This is a genomic window from Vibrio sp. 811, assembly GCF_033339195.1.
The window spans coordinates 1-1,683 of the sequence record NZ_JAWOUB010000063.1 but is presented as its reverse complement, the minus strand read 5'-3'; the positions used below and the strand labels follow the sequence as shown (position 1 = coordinate 1,683).

General features: G+C 47.0%; 2 protein-coding genes. Both read left to right on the top strand.

Annotated features, from left to right (window positions below; translation table 11 throughout):
• The first annotated feature begins 14 nt into the window (after positions 1–14).
• Positions 15–1,352: a DASH family cryptochrome gene (locus R7Q46_RS24785; RefSeq protein WP_318077876.1), complete on the top strand. Its 1,338-nt coding sequence runs from the start codon at positions 15–17 to the stop codon at positions 1,350–1,352.
• A partial coding sequence (locus tag R7Q46_RS24780; protein WP_318077875.1) for a cryptochrome/photolyase family protein occupies positions 1,353–1,683 on the top strand: 331 nt, incomplete at its 3' end.

Below are 1,683 nucleotides of genomic sequence, written 5' to 3'. Positions count from 1 at the left end.
CCTAAGGACGTTTTTTGAAAAAGAAAATAGGGCTTTACTGGTTTACGTTTGACCTAAGGCTTCACGATAACTCGCTATTGGTTGATGCCTCATCTTTTCTGGATGAATTGGTTTGCTTGTATTGTCGCCCTTCAGTAACTCCTTTTCTCCATCATTTTGCTCAGGAGGTAACGCTAGGACGAGCTAGGCAGAAATTTATCGATGCGTCTTTGTGCGAACTGAATGACGCACTCGGCCAATTAGGCCAGCGACTTTGGACGCTAGATTTATCCCCGTATCAAGCCCTCAAATATGCCATTCAATATTTGGGTGTCACTCATCTTTATGCAGACGCAATGGCTGGCTCGGATGAACAGAGCATATTGCACAAGCTGCAAGATGAATACCCACACCTTGTCATTGTTCAGCACGCTGTACGCAGTTTGTTCGACGAAAGCAAGCTGCCGTTTAAGTTGCTTGATCTACCCGAGACTTTTACTCAGTTTAGAAAGTGCGTTGAAGGGATAGACATCGCCCACCCAGTAGATGCGCCGAGCCGCCTACCACCAATGCCAAAAGGCGCTCAACTGCCAACTTTATCCTCTTTTTACTTTGATGAGTCTGCGCTGTTTTCTGGCGGAGAATGGAGTGGTCTTGCGCATTGTCGGCGTTACTTTTCTTCTGGCTTGGCAAGCTCATATAAAGAGACCCGCAACGGACTCGACGGGATGGCGTATTCCACCAAATTTTCACCTTGGCTTGCGCTTGGTTGTGTGTCGCCAAGAATGATTTATGCCATGCTCAAACAGTATGAACAAACCCAAGGGGCGAATGATTCGACTTACTGGATTTACTTTGAATTGTTGTGGCGCGAATATTTTTATTGGTACGCAAGGTGTTATCAACAAAAGCTGTTTCGGTTTGGTGGTATTCGCAATCAACTGCCGTTAACCAGCTTTTATGCGCATCGTTTTCAGCAGTGGAAAAACGGCACCACACCTTATCCCATCGTCAACGCGTGCATGCACCAACTGAATCACACTGGTTATATGTCTAACCGTGGACGCCAGTTGGTTGCAAGTTGCCTTGTTCATGAACTGGGGCTGGACTGGCGGTATGGCGCGGCCTACTTTGAAACGCAGTTGATTGACTACGATGTCTGCTCGAATTGGGGAAACTGGCAATATTTAGCGGGAGTAGGGGCAGATCCGAGAGGCTCTCGTCAGTTTAATTTGGAGAAGCAGACACAAATGTACGACCCAAATCATGAGTTCATTGAACGATGGCAAGGGCGTGACAGCCGAGCGCAGCAAGACGTTGTCGATATGGTCGACTGGCCAATCGCAACGCAGCAAGAAAATGGAGATAAATAAATGCGTTATGACACGGTGCGATTGATTCTCGGCGACCAACTCAACAGCGAGCATTCTTGGTTTCAGCAAGCGGATGATACCGTGCTTTACTTGATTGCTGAGCTCAAGCAAGAAAACACTTACGTTACGCATCACATTCAAAAGGTGTGCGCTTTCTTCTCCGCGATGGCTATTTTTGCTCAAGAGAAGCAAGAAGAAGGGCATCATGTTCTGCATCTAACGTTGGATGACACTGCCGCTTTTGACGATCTTGACCAAGTATTGCAGCACTACGTTCGTGAAGTTGGGGCAAGCAAATTTGAGTATCAACGGCCAGATGAATATCGACTGT